Origin of the sequence: Sphingomonas sp. PP-CE-1G-424, from assembly GCF_004341085.1 — a bacterium.
Lineage (GTDB): Bacteria > Pseudomonadota > Alphaproteobacteria > Sphingomonadales > Sphingomonadaceae > Sphingomonas.
In genome coordinates this window covers 222837-240459 of record NZ_SLXW01000002.1, presented here as the reverse complement: position 1 = coordinate 240459, position 17623 = coordinate 222837, and the positions used below count along the sequence as shown (strand labels likewise).

The window sequence follows — 17623 nt, the reverse complement described above, 5'->3', positions numbered from 1 at the left end:
ATCCTGTGGCGATCTGTTGCGCGAGGTTCCAAGCGATGATAGCGGGCGGACCAATGCGGGCGCGACGCGCGACGTCCGGCCCGACCCAACCTTGCGCCTTCCACGGCCCAGCCAGATACGGACCTTCATGTTCATCTCACCAGCTTATGCCCAGGCCGCAGACGGCGCCACGACGGCGGGGGGCGGGATCGCCTCGTTCCTGAGCCTCGCGCCGCTCTTCCTCGTGTTCGTCGTGTTCTATTTCCTGATGATCCGCCCGCAGCAAAAGCGCATGAAGGCGCTGCAGGCGTCGGTCGCCGCGGTGAAGAAGAACGACAGCGTCGTCACCTCGGGCGGGATCCTGGGCAAGGTGACCAAGGTCGAGGATAACGTCGTCGAGGTCGAGATCGCGCCGAATGTCCGCGTGCGTGTCGTCAAGGCGACGCTGACCGACATCACCAGCCCGAACACGAAGCCGGCGAACGACTGATGCTCGATTTCCCGCGCTGGAAAATCGGATCGATCATCGGGCTGCTGGCGGCACTGTGCCTGCTGGCGATCCCGAGTTTCCTCCCCGAGAGCACCACGAGCCAATGGGGGCGGATCCCGCATCCGCACATCAACCTCGGGCTCGATCTCGCCGGCGGCAGCTATCTGCTGCTCGAGGCGGACACCGCCGACCTCGCCGCGACGCGGATTGAGGCGATGCGCGACAGCGTCGCGGGGACGATGCGCAACGGGACGCCGCGAATCGAGATCGGCGACATTTCGACGCGCGGCGGCCAGCTGAGCTTCCTGCTGCGTGATCCTAGCCAGGTCGATGCGGCGCGCGAGCGCCTGCTCGCGATCACCGGCGGTGGCGCCGGGATGAGCGGCCAGCGCGAATGGGACATCAACGTCGTCGACACGAGCCGGTTCGTGCTCAAGCCGACCGAGGCCGGCCTGACCCAGGCGGTCGACACGGCGATGAAGGACGCGACCGAAGTCGTCCGCCGCCGCATCGACGAACTCGGCACCAAGGAGCCGACGATCGTTCGCCAGGGCGCGACGCGGATCGTCGTCCAGGTGCCCGGGCTGAAGAACCCGCAGGCGCTGAAGGACCTGCTCGGCAAGACCGCCAAGCTCGAATTCAAGCTGGTCGACGAGACCGCGAACCCCGCTGACCTGGTCAAGGGTATCGCGCCGATCGGCAGCCAGGTCCTCCCCTACCCCGGCAATCCGCGCGGCGTACCGTTCATCGCGGTCAAGCGCTCGGTGATCATCTCGGGCGACCAGCTCGCCGATGCACGCCAGGAGTTCGAGCCGCAGACCAACGCGCCGCAGGTGGCGATCACGTTCGATGCGGTCGGCGGGCGTCGCTTCGCCAAGGTGACGACCGAGAACACGGGTAAACCGTTCGCGATCATCCTCGACAATTCGGTGATCTCCGCGCCCAACATCAACGAGCCGATCCTCGGCGGTCGCGCGTCGATCTCGGGCAATTTCACCGTCGAATCGGCGAACTCGCTGGCGATTTCGCTGCGCTCGGGCAAGTTGCCGGTCGCGCTGAAGACGATCGCCGAGAGTACCGTCAGCCCCGATCTCGGCAAGGATTCGATCCGCGCCGGCGTGCTGGCGTCGATCGTCGCCGCGCTGCTCGTGATCGTGTTCATGTTCGTCACCTATGGCCGGTTCGGGCTGTATGCGAACCTCGCGGTGGTCATCAACATCCTGGTCATCGTCGCCGTCATGGCGATGCTGAACGCGACGCTGACGCTGCCGGGGATCGCCGGGTTCGTGCTGACGATCGGCACCGCGGTGGATGCCAACGTGCTGATCAACGAGCGTATTCGCGAGGAGCGACGGCGCGGGCGTAGCGTGATCCAGTCGGTCGAGCTCGGCTACAAGGAAGCATCGCGGACGATCTTCGAGGCCAACGTGACTCACGCCATCACCGGCGTGATCATGCTGCTGCTCGGCTCGGGTCCGGTGAAGGGCTTCGCGGTCGTGCTGCTGATCGGGATCTGCACGTCGGTGTTCACCGCCGTCACGTTCACCCGGATGATGGTCGCGCTGTGGCTGCGGAAGAACCGCCCCACCACGATCAATATTTGAGGCGGGAGATAACCATGCGCCTGCTGAAACTCGTACCCGACAACACGAACCTGAAGTTCGTTTCGCTCCGTAAATGGGCGTTCGGGTTGACCCTGCTGCTGTCGTTGCTGGCGATCGGACTCGTCGTGACGAAGGGCCTCAACATGGGCGTCGACTTCGTCGGCGGCGTCCTGATCGAAGAGAAGTTCGCGACCACGCCGTCGATCGACGCGGTCCGCACCGAAGTCGACCGGCTCGGCGTCGGCGAAGCCTCGATCCAGTCGTTCAGCGATCCCAAGACGCTGTCGATCCGCCTGCCCGTGCCCGCGGGTGACGAAGGCGCGACCAACCGCCTCGTCAAGAAGGTGTCGGACGACCTCGCGGTGAAGTTCCCCGGCGCGACCTTCTCGAAGTACGACACGATCTCGGGCAAGGTCTCGGACGAGCTGATCAGCAAGGGGCTGCTCGCGGTCGGCCTCGCGATCCTCGGCATCGCGCTGTTCGCGGTGGTGCGGTTCGAGTGGCAGTTCGGCGTGTCGACCGTCGTCGCGATCGTCCACGATCTGTTGATGACGCTCGGCTTCTTCGCGCTGACGCAGTTCGAGTTCGACCTCAACATCGTCGCGGCGGTGCTGACGATTATCTCGTACTCGATCAACGACAAGATCGTGATCGACGACCGTATCCGCGAGAACATGCGCCGGTATCGGAAGATGGACATGCGCGAGATCATCGACCTGTCGGTCAACGAGACGCTGCCACGCACCGTGATGACGTCGGTGACGATCCTGCTCGCGCTGGTCGCGATGCTGGTGCTCGGCGGCCACGTGCTGCGCGGGTTCACCGCGGCGATGATCCTGGGTATCGTGGTCGGGACGTATTCGTCGATCTACGTGTCGTCGTCGCTGCTGATCACGCTGGGGCTGCGTGCCGATCCTGCGCCGCGCAAGGGCGGCGTACAGGACGGTGCCGAGCGGGTTGGTCCCAAGGTCGAGCGCTAAATGAGGATGGACCGCGAGAAGACCGATGGGCCGATGATCTCGGCGATCGGTCGGGCCGGGTTCAAGGTCGACGACGGCTATTATACCGCGTTGTCGATCAGTCCCGAACGCGCGGATGGTTGGGAGCCGCCGGCGTTCGAGGCGCTTGGCGAAGCCGACGTTGCAGCATTGCTCGCGCTCGATCCGCCGCCGGAATTCCTGTTGCTCGGGACGGGCTCGGCGCTGCGCCAGCCGCCGCTTGCGTTCAAGCGTGCGGTCGAGGCGCGCGGGTTCGGGATCGAGGCGATGGACAGCCGCGCCGCCGCCCGCGCCTGGGCAGTATTGCGCGGCGAAGGTCGCTGGATCGTCGCGGCGCTCTACCCCCTCGAAGGGTAATTCGTCACCAGCGCCGCGAGGTGCGCGTACAGCGTTGCCGTGTTTCTCTCCCAGGTGAAACCGGCCGCCATCGCCCGCGTGGCTTCGGAAGATGGGGGATCGGCAAGGATATCGCTGATCGCACCGGCGAACGCGAGGGGATCGCCGATCGTCACGCGTCCGGCGTCGGGGGACGTCACGACCTCGCAGGCACCGCCAGCCGCAGTGATGACGATCGGCGTCCCGCACGCGAGCGACTCGACCCAGACATTGGCGAGGCCTTCCGAACTGGAGGCGAGCGCGCTGACGTCGGCGGCGGCGACCAACCCCGGCACGTCGGCATGCGGGACGGCACCCAGCAGCCGGACACGGTCGCCGACACCGAGTCGCGCGATCTGAGCCTCAAGCGTTGCGCGCGCCGGTCCGTGTCCCGCGATAAGCAGCGTCACCCCCGGCAACGCCGCGACCGCGTCGATGACGATGTCGTGGCCCTTGCGCGGCAACAGCCCGCCGATCGCGATCACCAGCGGACCACGCACGCCGAGCCTGGCCTTGGCGGCGATGCGGTCGTCGATAGGGCGGAAGCGGTCCTGGTCGACGCCGGTATGATGCACCATGATCCGCTCGACAGGCATGCCGAGCGTGACCATGTCCGCTTTCATCGCAGCACTGACCGCGAGCAGGCCGGCGGCGCCCTGCCCCGCGCTACGGACCTGTGATGCGGTCGCGGGCGCTTCGCCCCAATGATGGACGTCCGAGCCGCGCGCCTTGATCGAGACGGGCACGCCGTAGCGTTTGCCGAGCGCAACCGCGGCGGGGCCATCGGGGAAGAAGAACGACACGTCGATGACGTCGAACGCAAAGTCGGCGCGGATCGCGTCGAGCACCGGCACGAGCGCGCGTTCGAGCGCGGCGGCGTGATGGCGGCCCTTGGTGAACGGAACCGCGGTGAAGCGCGGGCGGTGGACGTCGAGGCCCTTCCAGCGTTCGCGGTGCGGCAGCTTGGCGAGCGGCGCGTAGTGGCGGACATTGCGCTGGATGCCGGGCGGGAGACCGATCGGCGCGACCATTTTCAGGTCCACGTCGGGATGCGCGGCGAGCCCCAGCGTCTGCCGTTCGACGAAGCCGCCGAAGTTCGGACGGGTCGCGTCGGGAAACAGCGTGGAGAGGGTGAGAACGCGCAGCATTGCGCGGGGGTATAGCGCGGCGGTTAATGGGTGGTGAGTGGGCAAAAGAGGGGCCGGGCCGTCCTCGCTTACCACCCCGGCGGAGGCCGGGGCCCAGTTGGAAAGGTGATCATAACAGCGTGCCACGCTTCATGAGCAACGTTTCCCAATTGGGCCCCGGCCTTCGCCGGGGTGGAGCAAGAAGGTATGGGGTGGTCGCTCGTGGGAATGGCGTTCGGCCTGAACCATCATGTTTCCCCGCGAAGGCGGGGACCCAGACTGGACTCGCGCCTTCGCGGGAGAACAAGGGCGGAAAGCGCTTTCCCCCCTCCCTCGTTCGATCTACCCCTCGCTCAAATCCGCTTCGCCAAAGGATACGCGAACAACACGTCCGCATCCGCGCTGGTCGAGACCGTCTCGCTACCAGTCATCGTCGCACACTCACCCGCCTTGAACGCAACGCCGGCGACATCGCCCGAGCCGGTGATCGGGATGACCCAGCCGGTCGTGCCCTCGGGCAGGTTGACGACGTGATCGCCGCCCTTCCAGCGCTCCAGCACGAACTTGGGCCCTTCGACCATGATCGTGCGGCCGGTCTCGATCTCGACCGGCGGCGCGACGGGGACGTACGGGGTCGGATCGGCGACCTCGATGCCGTCCTTCAGATGCAGTTCGCGGTCGCTGCCGTAATCGTACAGGCGATAGGTCGTCTCGGAATTCTGCTGGACCTCGATCACCGTCAGGCCGCCGCCGATCGCGTGGATCGTGTCCGAGGCGCAATACATGAAGTCGCCCGGCTTGACCGGCTTCCAGTCGAGCTTGTCCTCGATCGTGCCGTCGATCGCCGACTGGCGCAGTTCGTCCTTCGAGATCGCCTGCTTCGTGCCGACCGCGATCGTCGATGTCGGTTCGGCGGCGAGGACCGTCCAGCACTCGTCCTTGCCGCGCGGCAAGCCGCGGGCGTGCGCCTGCTCATCGTTCGGATGGACCTGGACCGACAGCTTTTCGCTGGTGAACAGGTACTTGATCAACAGGTCGGGCGTGGTGTTGCCCGGCTCCTGGAACCAGACTTCGCCGATCGGCGGCGTTCCCGCGGCCGCGTCCTCGAAACCGGGCCAGAGCGTGTCGCGACCCCAGGGCTTCTCGACGCGGTGGGTGTGCAACAGGGTGGCGGGCATGGGATCGTCCTCGATTGGAATGGCGTTTCGCCAACGCACGACCTTTGCCGTGCGATCCGCGCCAGCGAAAGCCCCCCTGCCCCATGAAAGTCGCCTGTCCGAACGCCTGCTTGGGTGTTTGGCGAAAGGGATTGTTCGCGAAGCCCCGGTTACGCTAAGGACAACGCCAATGCGTATCCCCCAGTCCTTTCCGAGCATGCCCCGTGCCCTTGTGGTCACGCTCGTCGCCGCGCTTGCGCTCCCCATGGCTGGTTGCGCGGGCGGTCGTGCCGCAAAGGGCGACCTGCCCTATGTCGCGCGCGACGTGGGTACGCTGTACTCTACCGCCAAGCGGCGGCTCGATCAGGCGCGCTACAAGGAAGCAGCGCAGCTGTTCGACGAGGTCGAGCGCCAGCATCCCTATTCGATCTGGGCACGCCGTGCGCAGATCATGTCGGCGTTCAGCTATTACCTCGCACGCGATTACACCGCCTCGATCAGCTCGGCGCAGCGCTTTCTCGCGGTCCATCCCGGCAACCGCGATGCGCCGTACGCCTATTACCTGATCGCGCTCGGCTATTACGAGCAGATCACCGACGTGACGCGCGACCAGAAGATCACGCGCCAGGCGCTCGATTCGCTCGGCGAACTGATGCGCCGCTATCCGAACACGCGCTATGCATCGGATGCACGGCTGAAGATCGATCTGGTCAACGACCATCTCGCGGGCAAGGAGATGGAGATCGGGCGGTTCTACGAGACGCGCGGCCAGTGGCTCGCCGCGAACGGCCGGTTCCGCACCGTGATCGACAAGTTCCAGCAGACGACGCACACCCCGGAAGCGCTGATGCGGCTGACCGAGACGTATCTGGCACTCGGCGTGCCGGTCGAGGCCGAGAAGGCCGGCGCGGTGCTTGGGCGCAACTATCCCGGGACCGACTGGTATCAGCATGCGTACGACCTGCTGAAGAAGAAGCAGGTGCCGGCCGTGCCGCCGCTGAAGCCCGGCGAACAGGTGGTGCCGGTCGGGACCAAGGGGACGCCGTCGGTGATGGTCGAGCTCGACGAGCCGGGCTCGACGCCGACCGGCCCTTCGGTGCGGACGCCCGACAAGCCGCGTTCGGCGGGCCAGCCGTCCAACACCGGCAGCTGACGCGAGTCCAGGCCGTTCGGTTGGAACATAGGGGGATCGCATTGCGCGCCCGTTCGTCTATGGCGGACATCCTATGCTGACCGAACTTTCCATTCGCGACGTGGTGCTGATCGAAGCGCTGGATCTGGGATTCGGCGAAGGGCTCGGCGTGCTCACTGGCGAGACCGGTGCGGGCAAGTCGATCCTGCTCGATGCGCTGGGCCTCGCGCTCGGCGGACGCGGCGACAGCGGGCTCGTGCGGCATGGTGCCGCGCAGGCCGTGGTCACCGCGACGTTCGATGCCCCTGCCCCCGAGTCGCCGCTCGCGCTGCTGTTCGACGAGAACGGGGTGGAGATCGAGCGCGGCGAACCGCTGATCGTGAAGCGGATCGTCAAGGCGGATGGCGGCAGTCGCGGGTTCGTCAACGACCAGCCGGCGTCGGCGGGGCTGCTGCGCGAGATGGCGCCGCATCTGGTCGAGATCCACGGGCAGCATGACGAGCGCGGGCTGCTCAATGCGCGGGGGCATCGGGCGTTGCTCGACATCTTCGGGCGGACCGAGCCGGGCGCGACGGGCAAGGCGTATGCGGCGTTTCGTGCTGCTGAGGCTGAGTTGGCGGTGGCGCGCGCGGATATCGAGACGGCGGCGCGGGATCGCGAGTGGCTGGAGCATACGGTTGCCGAACTGACCGCGCTGGCGCCTGTCGCGGGCGAGGAAGAGACGCTGGCGGATACGCGGCGGTCGATGCAGCGCGCGGAGAAGATCGCGGACGACCTCGCCGCGATCGACGATTTCCTCGAGGGTAAGGACGGCGGGATGGCGAAGCTGCGCCAGGCCGCGCGCGTGCTCGAGCGGATCGCGGAGGATCATGTTGCGCTCGGCAATGCGCTCGCCGCGGTCGATCGCGCGGTGATCGAGGCGTCGGTGGCGGAGGAGAGCCTGCGCGATGCGCGGGCCGAGATGGCGTATGATCCGCGCGCGCTGGAGGATGACGAGGCGCGGTTGTTCGAGCTTCGCGCGATGGCGCGCAAGCATCGCGTGCAGCCGGATGACCTTGCCGCGCTGGCGGACGAGATGCGTGCGCGGCTGGAGCGGCTCGATGCGGGCGAAGGCGGGATCGCGAAGATCGAGGCACGCGTGACGTCGGCTCGGAAGGCATTCGATGCGGCGTCGGATGCGTTGACGAAGCGGCGGTTGGCGGCAGCGAAACGCCTCGACGTGGCGGTGGCGGGCGAGCTGGCGCCGTTGAAGCTGGATGCGGCCCGGTTCCAGACGGTGGTGGCACCACTGGGTGAAGAGGGCTGGTCGGCGGCGGGCAAGGACCGCGTCGAGTTCGAGATTTCGACCAATCCGGGTGCGCCGTTCGCGGCGCTGACCAAGATCGCGTCGGGCGGCGAATTGTCGCGCTTCATCCTCGCGCTGAAGGTCGCGCTGGCGGAAGAGGGCGGCGCGTCGACGATGGTGTTCGACGAGATCGACCGCGGCGTCGGCGGCGCGGTGGCGAGCGCGATCGGCGAACGACTCGCGCGGCTGGCGCTGAGCACGCAGTTGCTGGTGGTGACGCACAGCCCGCAGGTCGCGGCGCGGGGGGCGAAGCATCTGCTGATCGCGAAAAGCAGCGACGGCACCGTCACGCGAACCGGCGTGCGGGCCTTGTCCGAAGACGAACGCCGCGAAGAGATCGCCCGGATGCTGTCCGGCGCGCAGATCACCGACGAGGCGCGCGCGCAGGCGGAACGGTTGCTGGAGCGCGCCTGACTTTTGCCGACTTCTCTCCCCTCCCTGAAAGGGAGGGGCCGGGGGTGGGGCGGCTTCCACGCGTTCGGAGAGTGGTGGCACAAGCCGGCCTACCGACCCCCAGCCCCTCCCTTTCAGGGAGGGGAGCCGACATTTTCCGGGGCGAGGGTATCTGAAGCCGATCCGATCAGGGCATCGCTTGCCGCGGATGGGTGTGGCTAGGAAGAGTGCGATCGCCAATACCGGAGGCGTTTTCGGCACCCTAGTCTAACCACCCCGGCGGAGGCCGGGGCCCAGTTGGGAGACGGCATTTGGCGAAGGCCTCCAAGCGTTACAGCGACCTTGCCAACTGGGCCCCGGCCTTCGCCGGGGTGGTGGACTTAGTAGCGTACACCACCGCATGGCCCGCGCCGGTCTGATCCGCTCAGTCGCGAAAACTCGGGTCGATCCGGTCGAGCTTTCGCAGCAGCGCCGGCCACGCCAGGCCGTCCGCCAGCATCCGCATCCCGGGGCCGCTCGACTGCCCCTCGACCTTCTCCGCGACGCCCTGGTTGGGATCATTGAGATTCTGCCGCCCAGCGCTGAGCATCAGCACCTGCGCCTCGCACGCGCGTTCGAGGAAATACATCCGGAGGAACGCCTGCGGGATCGATTCGCCGACCGTCAGCGTGCCGTGGTTGCGCAGGATCATGCTGTGCTTCGTACCGAGATCCGCGACCAGCCGCTCGCGCTCCTCGAGCTCGGTCGCGATGCCTTCGAAGTCGTGATACGCGACGTCGTGCCCGGCGATCATCGCGGTCTGCGTGTGCGGGAGCAGCCCCTCCGCCATCGCCGACACCGCCTGGCCGTGCGGCGTATGCAGATGCAGCACCGCGACCGCATCGTCGCGCGCGGCGTGGATCGCGGAGTGGATCACGAACCCCGCGCGGTTGACCGGTGCGGGCGTGTCCATGACCTTGTTGCCATCGACGTCGATCTTGACGAGCGACGACGCGGTGATCTCCTCGAACATGTGCGTGTAGGGGTTGATCAGGAAATGATGCTCGGGGCCGGGCACGCGCGCCGACAGGTGCGTGAAGATCAGATCGTCCCAGCCATAATAGGCGATCAGGCGATACGCCGCGGCGAGGTCGACGCGCAGCGCCCATTCCTCGGGCGACACGAGATCCCGTATCGTCGGCTCGGTTCTGAGTGCGGTCGCCATCATCCATCTCCTTTTGTTATGCGCGTCACATAGCATGGCGCGGATCGCGGAAATGTCGCCGGATTGACAATCCCGGCGATCGGCCGACACTTCCGCAATGTCTTCGATCGATCCTGCGCTGCTAGAAGCGGACTCGTGGTTCGGCGCGGTACCAGCTGCTCGACGCGCGCTGCTGCTGCAGGAGGCGAGCGTCCGATCCGTGGCGGCGGGCACGCGGCTCTACGGCGTCGGCGATCCGCCCGACGGGCTGTGGGCGGTGCTCGACGGGCAGGTCCGGCTGATCGGCTATCCCGCGATCGGCGCCGAAATGGTGGTGTTGATGATGGGACCGGGGACGTGGTTCGGCGAGCTGTCGACGCTCGACGCGGGGCCGAGGCCGCACGATGCGATCGCGTTCGGACCGGCGCGCGTGCTGCATATCGGGATCGAGGCATTCCGGCGGCTGGCCGGCGGCACGCCCGAATTATGGTGGGACATCGGGCTGCTGGCGTGCGCGCACCAGCGCGCGTCGCTGGCGTTCATGATGAACACGTTGTCGCAGCCGATCCCGGTCCGGCTCGCGCGGATGCTGGGCGGAATGGTGCGCGCGGCGGGGGGCGACAGCGTCGCACTCCGCCAGGAGGATATCGCGGCGATGATCGGGGTGTCGCGACAGACGCTCAACAAGGCGTTGAAGGCGATGGAGCGCGAAGGCGTGATTGTGCTGGAGTATGCGCGGATCAGGGTGGTGGATGCGGAGGGGCTGCGGCGGTTGGGCGCAGGGTAGGTTGCGCCGCTAATAGGTACCACCACCCCGGCGAAGGCCGGGGCCCAATTGGGGGATAGCGATAACGATCCGCATCGCTCCGTTACTGCGACCTTGCCAATTGGGCCCCGGCCTTCGCCGGGGTGGAGTTAAGGGGGATCGAGCGGTGGTAACGCGCCCGGTTACAGCACCCCGGTGCCACCCGTTGCCGCGAACGCGCTGCCGCTGGTGAAGCTCGTCCCCGTCTCCGCCAGCGTCACGTACAGCGACGCCAATTCCGCGGGCTGCCCGGCGCGGCCGAGCGGCGTGTCCTGCCCGAACTCGCCCATCTTGCCCGGCAGCTGCCCGCCCGCGACCTGGAGCGGCGTCCACACCGGGCCCGGCGCGACCGCATTGACGCGGATCCCCTTCTTGCCGAGCTGCTTCGCCAGCCCCTTGGTGAAGATCAGGATGGCGCCCTTGGTGGTGGCGTAATCGAGCAGTTCTTCACCGGGGCTGACCGAGTTGACCGAGGCGGTGTTGATGATCGACGCGCCCGGCTTCATCAGCGGGATCGCCGCCTTGCAGAGGTGGAACATCGCGTAGACGTTGGTCTTCATCGTCCGGTCGAACTGCTCGACGCTGATCTCGGCGATCGACTCCTTCGACTGCTGGTAGGCGGCGTTGTTGACGAGGATGTCGAGCCCGCCGAGTTCGCGATTGGCGCGTGCGATCAGGTCGTTGCAGAATTTCGCATCGGTCAGGTCGCCGGGGATCAGGACGACTTTCCGGCCCTCGGCACGGAGCAGCTTCGCCACGTCCTGCGCATCGGGCTCCTCGCTCGGGTAATAGTTGATCGCGACGTCGGCGCCTTCGCGCGCGAACGCGATCACCGCCGCGCGGCCGATCCCCGAATCGCCGCCGGTGACCAGCGCTTTGCGCCCCGCGAGCCGCCCAGAGCCGCGGTAACTCGTCTCGCCGCAATCGGGGACGGGGTGCATGTCGCGCTGGAGCGCCGGCCATTTCTGGCGCTGTTCGGGGAACGGCGTCGAGACGAAGCGCGTCTGCGGATCGGCGAGCGGCGCGGCGCCTTGTGCGAAGGCGGGCGCGGCGGCTGCGGCAAGGCCAGTGACGGCGGCGCCCTTGAACAGGTCGCGGCGATTGGTGTCTGTCATGATGGCACGTCCCAAAGATTGTCTCGGGATGTCAGCGCGCAAGTCGGGCGAATGTTCACGCCATGTTGATCGAGGTCTTGTCGAAAGGTGGCGCCCTCCCCTAACCCGGCGCGATGCCCGACCTTCCCGCGACCGAGACCGAAGCCGCCGCCGAGCTGGAGACGCTTGCCGCGCAGATCGGGTATCATAACGCGCGCTATCACACCGACGACGCGCCCGAGATCAGCGATGCCGAGTATGACGCGCTGGTGCGGCGCAATGCGGCGGTCGAAGCGGCGTTTCCGGCAGCGGTGCGGAGCGATTCGCCGAGCCGGACGGTGGGCGCGGCGCCCGCGGGGCATCTCGCGAAGGTCGCGCATGCGAAGGCGATGATGAGCCTCGACAACGCATTCGCGGACGAGGAGGTCGAGGAGTTCGTCGCGCGCGTGCGCCGGTTCCTGAAGCTGGCGGACGACGCGCCGGTGGCGCTGACCGCCGAACCGAAGATCGACGGGCTGTCGTGTTCGCTGCGGTATGAGGACGGGCGGCTGGTCCAGGCCCTCACGCGAGGCGACGGGCAGGTCGGCGAGGACGTGACCGCCAATGTCCGCACCATTAGTGATATCCCCCAGACCTTGCAGGGTGAGGCCCCCGCGATCTTCGAGGTTCGCGGCGAGGTCTATATGGCGAAGGACGACTTCGCCGCCTTGAACGCGCGCCTGCTCGCCGAGGCCGAGGAGACCGGCAAGGACGCACGGCAGTTCGCCAACCCGCGCAACGCCGCCGCCGGGTCGCTGCGCCAGAAGGACGCGAGCGTCACCGCGAGCCGCACGCTCCGGTTCCTCGCGCATGGCTGGGGCGAGGTCAGCGTCGTGCCGGGCGAGACGCAGGCCGAGGTCGTCGACACGTTGCGCGGCTGGGGCTTCCCGATCGCCGAAGGGTTCGCGCGGGTCGAAGGAACGGCCGCCGCGCTCGACGTGTACCGCAAAATCGAAGCCGAGCGCGTCGACCTGCCGTTCGACATCGACGGCGTCGTCTACAAGGTCGACCGGCTCGATTGGCAGGCACGGCTCGGCCAGGTCGCCAAGGCACCACGCTGGGCGATCGCGCACAAATTCCCCGCCGAGCGTGCGCAGACACTGCTCGAGAAGATCGACATTCAGGTCGGCCGGACCGGCGCGATGACTCCCGTCGCTCGACTATCACCCGTCACGGTCGGCGGCGTCGTCGTCACCAACGCAACGCTGCACAACGCCGACGAGATCGAGCGACTCGGTGTGCGGCCGGGCGACCGCGTCCTCGTGCAACGCGCCGGCGACGTGATCCCGCAGATCGTCGAGAACCTCACCCCGGACGCCGAGCGCGAGGCGTATGTCTTCCCGCATGTCTGCCCCGAATGCGGGTCCGCCGCCGAGCGCGAGGAGGGCGAGGTCGTGTATCGCTGCACCGGCGGGCTGATCTGCCCGGCGCAACGCGTCGAGCGGCTGATCCACTTCGCCTCCCGCCACGCGTTCGACATCGGCGGGCTCGGGCAGACGCTGATCGAGGCGTTCTTCCGCGACGGCCTGATCGAATCGCCCGCCGACATCTTCCGCCTGACCGAGGAGCAACTAGCCGCGCGCAAGAAGGACGGGCGCGTCTGGGCGGCCAAGGTCATCGCGGCGATCGAGACCAAGCGGACGATCCCGCTCGACCGGTTCCTGTTCTCGCTCGGCATCCGCCACGTCGGCGAGATTACCGCGCGTGACCTTGCGCGACGCTATGTGTCGGCGAAGGCGCTCGGCGCGGTACTGCGTCACGCAGTCTTCCTGCGCGGCCAGATCGAAGCAGCAATTGGCGAACCCGAGCGGAAATTCGTGCTTCGCCGCGACAAGCTGCTGGTTGGCGCGATCGAGACCGCCGGGATCGGCCCCGAGGTGGCGAGCGCGCTGATCGGGTTCTGCGCCGAACCGCACAACCGCCGAGTCGTGTTCGACCTGCTCCGCGAAGTGAAGCCGGCGGATGTCGTCCACGAAACCCGCGAGTCGCCGGTCACCGGCCAGATACTGGTCTTCACCGGCAGCCTCGAAACGCTCAGCCGCGACGAAGCCAAGGCACAGGCGGAAGCGCTCGGCGCACGCGTCGCGGCGTCGGTCTCGAGCAAGACCGGCCTCATCATCGCCGGACCGGGGGCGGGCTCCAAGCTGAAAAAAGCCACCGAACTGGGCATCCGCGTCATCACCGAAGCCGAATGGGCGGAGATCGTCGCCGCGAGCTGAACTCCGTAACGGCCTGTTTCGAAACGGTTCCAGCACGACCGAAACGGTTCGACTCCGTGGCTTTTTTGCAACGCGGCATGACCGAGTGCGGATGTGACAATAGACGACTCGCCAATGTCACATATCCGAAATATTCCACGTGCAGGGCCGGATTAACACGACATGAAGTCGCGAAATCCAGAGCCGAAGGCTCAAAAGGGGTATTACTGATGCGGAACAACCTTTTCCTGGGTGTGGCAGCGATTGCGCTGGTCGCACCGATGACGGCCTCTGCGCAGGAGACGACCTCGTCGATCCGCGGCACCGTGACGTCCGCTGGAACGCCCGTCGTCGGCGCGACCGTCGAGATCACCAACACCCTGGCCGGCAGCCGCGCGACCGCGATCACCGACAACTCGGGCTCGTTCAACGTCAACGGCCTGCGCGCCGGCGGTCCCTACACCGTCGCGGTCAACGCGACCGGCTATTCGGCGACTCAGGTCACCGACATCACCACGACCGTCGCGCAGGCGTTCGACGTGCCGATCGAACTGAATTCGGAAGCCGGTGGCGGCAACGAGATCGTCGTGACCGCGGCGCGCCTGCCTAACGCCCGCTCGATCTCGCAGGGTCCGACGACCGTGCTGAACGCGGTGCAGATCGCCAACATCGCCTCGGTCAACCGCGACATCCGCGACCTCGAACGCCGCGATCCGTTCGCCCGCCTCGACGACAGCCCCACGGGCGGCCGTTCGGTCTCGTTCGCTGGCCAGAATGCGCGCTACAACCGCTTCACCGTCGACGGTGTGTCGGTCAGCGACAATTTCGGGCTCAACAGCGATGGCCTTCCCAGCCGCCGCTCGCCGATCCCGCTCGATGCGATCGGCCAGTTCCAGGCGCAAGTCGCGCCGTACGACGTCCGCCAGGGCAATTTCCAGGGCGGCGCGGTCAACATCGTGCTGAAGTCGGGCACCAACGACTTCCACGGCACCGGCTTCTATTCGCAGTCGCGCGACGAGTTCGTCGGCAAGAAGACCAAGGACCTGACCGTCAGCGTCCCCAACTTCAAGGTCGAGAATTTCGGCGCCGAGCTGTCCGGCCCGATCATCAAGGACAAGGTGTTCTTCATGGTCGCCGGCGAGCGTCTGCGCGGCGGTCGTCCGATCGCGGAAGGCCCGATCGACAACAATGTCGGCAACGGCGTTCCCGGCGTGCTGCAGAACTCGGTCGACCAGATCAGCGCGATCGCCAAGTCGGTCTATAATTACGACACCGGCGGCGTACTGCGGAACCTCGGCGACAAGGACGACCGCGTCGTCGCCAAGATCGACGCGAACATCACCGACACCCAGCGGCTGTCGCTGACCTACACCTACGCCAACGACGCGATCAACCTGCTCAACAACACGTTCCTGAACGCGCCGACCGGCCTCGGTCTCGCGTCGAACGCCTATGTCTCGGGCAACCGCCTGCACACCGGCGTGGCGCAGTTGAACTCGACCTGGAGCGACAGCTTCTCGACCGAAGTCCGCGGCTTCTACAAGAACTACACGCGCATCCAGGAGCCGGTGCTCGGCCGCGGCTTTGCGCAGTTCCGCGTCTGCACCAACCCGACCAACCCGGTCGGCGGCTCGCTGACCGCGTGCGACAACAACGCCGGTGTCGTGTCGTTCGGTCCGGACAGCTCGCGCCAGACCAACGCGCTCAAGACCGAGACCTGGGGTGGCCTGGCGCAGGCACGCCTGACGATGAACGACCACGACGTGCGCGTGTTCACCGAGATTTCGAGCGTCTCGATCTTCAACTCGTTCCTGCAGAACTCGTCGGGCAATTATTACTTCGACTCGATCGCGGACTTCCAGGCACAGCGCGCGAACTCGCTCGGCTATGGCAACGCGATCCCGTCGCTGGTGCCCGAGGATGCCGCCGCGACCTTCGGCTATCAGAGCTACACGTTCGGCGTGATGGACTCGTGGAAGGTGACGCCGACGCTGAACGTCAGCTACGGCGCACGCTACGACCTGTATGCGATGGATGACAATCCGACGCTCAACACCGCGTTCGCGTCGCGCTATGCGAACGGCGCGATCGTCAACGGCAAGGTCGTCCAGATCGGCAGCAACACCGCCAACATCTCCGGGTTCGGGCTGTTCCAGCCGCGCGCCGGGTTCGACTGGAAGCCTGCCAATCGGGTGAGCATCCGCGGCGGCGGCGGCATCTTCGGCGGCGGCACCCCCGACGTCTATGTGTCGAACAGCTTCTCCAACACCGGCGTGCTGAGCAACTCGATCTCGATCAACCGGTCGGCCACGGGCTTCACCGGCGCGACCACCAACGCGGTGACCGGCGCGGCCGCACTGAACGGGGTTACGGGGACCAGCATCCCGACCGCGGTCAACACGCTATTGACCAACGCGACGGTCTCCACCGCCTCGACGACCAATGCGCTCGACCCGAACTTCAAGATTCCGTCACAGTGGCGCGCCACGCTGACCGGCGAATACACCGCCAACCTCGGGCCGCTCGGCGACAACTGGGTGTTCGGTGCGGACTTGCTGTATTCGAAGGTTCGCGAGCAGGTGTATTTCACCGACATCCGTTCGGTGCCGATCACCGGTTCGCTGACGCCGGACGGCCGCCAGCGCTACCAGAACCTGATCGACGGTCCGAACAGCACCAACACGAACACCGACATCCTGTTGACCAACACCAACAAGGGCCGCGCCTATATCGCGGTCGCGCGGTTCGACAAGACGTTCGACTTCGGCCTGAACATCAACGGCAGCTTCACCTATCAGGACGTCAAGGACGCGGCACCTGCGACCTCGTCGACTGCCGGCTCGAACTATAGCAACGGTGCGTTCGCCGATCCCAACAACGTTCAGTACGGCATCTCGAACGACCAGGTTAAGTACTTCTTCAAGTACGGCGTGAACTACGATCACGCGTTCTTCGGCGATTACAAGACCACGTTCGGCCTGTTCGGCGAATCGCGGATTGGTCATCCGTTCAGCTACACGTTCCAGGATTTCGGCGCGAACCGGTCGTCGGTCTTCGGTACGACGGGTGTCAGCTCGGGCACCGGTGTCGGCGGCAACCGCTATCTGATGTACGTCCCGACCGTGAACGATGCGCGCGTGTCGTACAGCAGCACTGCGGTCGAGAATGCGGTCAACGCGTTCATCGACTCGTCGGGTCTGGCGAAGTATCGCGGCAAGGTCGCGCCGCGCAACGCCTTCCACTCCAAGTGGTTCACGCGTCTCGACCTTCACCTTGCGCAGGAAATCCCGACGTTCCTGAGCGGGTCGCGCGTGACGCTCTTCGCCGATATCGAGAACTTCACCAACTTCATCAACAAGAACTGGGGCCAGCAGCGCGAATACGCGTTCCCGTACAACACCGCCGTCGTCCGCGTTCAGTGCATCGCGACGCCGACCCCGACCGGTGCGTCGATCGCCGGCGTCGTTGCCAACACCGCCGGTCAGCCCTGCGCGCAGTATCGTTACTCGCCGGTCGGCGGCGGTACGAGCTTTGCCGCCCAGCAGGACCAGATCTACGTGAACCAGTCGCTCTACTCGATCCGTATCGGCGCGCGCTTCACGTTCTGATCCGCGCCTGACGTGATGGAATGACGAGACCGCCGCTTCCCACCGGAAGCGGCGGTCTTTTTTGTCCGACACGCGACCGCCAACGACAGTCCCCCC

At 66.6% G+C, this 17623-nt stretch carries 13 protein-coding genes; 9 read left to right on the top strand and 4 right to left on the bottom strand.

Going from position 1 to position 17623, the window contains the following annotated elements; translation table 11 throughout:
* Positions 1–127 precede the first annotated feature (127 nt).
* Genes yajC through C8J43_RS06200 form a run of 4 tightly spaced genes read left to right on the top strand, consistent with a single transcriptional unit; the run spans position 128 to position 3428 of the window.
* A complete protein-coding gene (gene yajC, locus C8J43_RS06215; RefSeq protein ID WP_055875282.1) occupies positions 128–469 on the top strand; it encodes a preprotein translocase subunit YajC in 342 nt (113 codons plus the stop codon).
* On the top strand, positions 469–2073 hold the full coding sequence (secD, locus tag C8J43_RS06210; RefSeq protein ID WP_133030188.1) for a protein translocase subunit SecD: 1605 nt from the start codon (positions 469–471) through the stop codon (positions 2071–2073). Before yajC ends, secD begins: the two co-directional genes overlap by 1 nt.
* A gap of 14 nt (positions 2074–2087) precedes the next feature.
* Positions 2088–3053: a protein translocase subunit SecF gene (secF, locus tag C8J43_RS06205; protein ID WP_060526421.1), complete on the top strand. Its 966-nt coding sequence runs from the start codon at positions 2088–2090 to the stop codon at positions 3051–3053.
* The gene (locus C8J43_RS06200; RefSeq protein WP_060526420.1) at positions 3054–3428 is read left to right on the top strand and encodes an MTH938/NDUFAF3 family protein; all 375 of its coding nucleotides are present in this window, start codon (positions 3054–3056) and stop codon (positions 3426–3428) included.
* Here C8J43_RS06200 and C8J43_RS06195 read toward each other — a convergent pair.
* Positions 3410–4594 carry a glycosyltransferase gene (locus C8J43_RS06195; RefSeq protein WP_133030187.1) on the bottom strand — a complete coding sequence of 395 codons (1185 nt, stop codon included), beginning with the start codon at positions 4592–4594 and terminating at the stop codon, positions 3410–3412. The two genes, C8J43_RS06200 and C8J43_RS06195, sit on opposite strands and share 19 nt — an antisense overlap.
* Positions 4595–4926: 332 nt before the next feature.
* Entirely contained in the window at positions 4927–5751 is an 825-nt protein-coding gene (locus C8J43_RS06190) for a class I mannose-6-phosphate isomerase (protein WP_133030186.1), read from the bottom strand.
* A 169-nt stretch (positions 5752–5920) separates the two neighbouring features.
* On the opposite strand from C8J43_RS06190, the gene C8J43_RS06185 reads away from it, so the two are divergent.
* Positions 5921–6883: an outer membrane protein assembly factor BamD gene (locus C8J43_RS06185; protein WP_056051853.1), complete on the top strand. Its 963-nt coding sequence runs from the start codon at positions 5921–5923 to the stop codon at positions 6881–6883.
* Between the two features lie 73 nt (positions 6884–6956).
* Entirely contained in the window at positions 6957–8621 is a 1665-nt protein-coding gene (gene recN, locus C8J43_RS06180) for a DNA repair protein RecN (protein ID WP_133030185.1), read from the top strand.
* Between the two features lie 403 nt (positions 8622–9024).
* Here the strand turns inward: recN and C8J43_RS06175 are convergent, their stop codons facing one another.
* Complete coding sequence (locus tag C8J43_RS06175; protein WP_133030184.1) at positions 9025–9804, bottom strand: class II aldolase/adducin family protein; 780 nt, start codon at positions 9802–9804, stop codon at positions 9025–9027.
* 97 nt (positions 9805–9901) lie between these two features.
* Here C8J43_RS06175 and C8J43_RS06170 point away from each other — a divergent pair, with 97 nt between their 5' ends.
* Positions 9902–10570, top strand: coding sequence for a Crp/Fnr family transcriptional regulator (locus C8J43_RS06170; RefSeq protein WP_133030183.1), 669 nt, complete (start codon positions 9902–9904; stop codon positions 10568–10570).
* Positions 10571–10731: 161 nt separating this feature from the next.
* Here the strand turns inward: C8J43_RS06170 and C8J43_RS06165 are convergent, their stop codons facing one another.
* Entirely contained in the window at positions 10732–11703 is a 972-nt protein-coding gene (locus C8J43_RS06165) for an SDR family oxidoreductase (RefSeq protein WP_133030182.1), read from the bottom strand.
* 113 nt (positions 11704–11816) lie between these two features.
* On the opposite strand from C8J43_RS06165, the gene ligA reads away from it, so the two are divergent.
* Positions 11817–13940, top strand: a complete 2124-nt coding sequence (gene ligA / locus C8J43_RS06160; protein WP_133030181.1) for an NAD-dependent DNA ligase LigA — start codon at positions 11817–11819, stop codon at positions 13938–13940.
* Between the two features lie 209 nt (positions 13941–14149).
* Entirely contained in the window at positions 14150–17527 is a 3378-nt protein-coding gene (locus tag C8J43_RS06155; protein WP_133030180.1) for a TonB-dependent receptor, read from the top strand.
* Positions 17528–17623: the final 96 nt, after the last annotated feature.